General features: G+C 46.2%; 1 protein-coding gene. It reads right to left on the bottom strand.

The window, feature by feature from the left end; translation table 11 throughout:
• On the bottom strand, window positions 1-251 hold a 251-nt coding region (locus FQ664_RS26505; protein ID WP_144175953.1), incomplete at both ends, for an efflux RND transporter permease subunit.

The raw sequence follows: 251 nt of genomic DNA, 5'->3' as shown, positions 1-251 counted from the left end.
GGCAAATAGTCGCCAATTTTCAATCCATTAGTGACAAACTGTACCGTATTTCCAACCAAAGTCGCGTCCGCAGCAAACCGTGATGCATCATCGCGACTGATATCAATTTGCCAATCAATACCCGGCTTATTCGAGGTATCACTGATATTGGTCAGCTTAGAGTTACCATCAGCCCAACGGCGTATCATTTTAGCGGCTTCATCGAGCTTTTCTGGGAAACGCGCCGAGAGCTCAATTTCTAGATCGTGTTC

The organism is Pseudomonas persica (assembly GCF_900291015.1).
In the GTDB taxonomy this organism is placed as follows: domain Bacteria; phylum Pseudomonadota; class Gammaproteobacteria; order Pseudomonadales; family Pseudomonadaceae; genus Aquipseudomonas.
The sequence above is the reverse complement of the archived record's forward strand: the minus strand, read 5'-3'. Positions and strand labels throughout refer to the sequence as shown.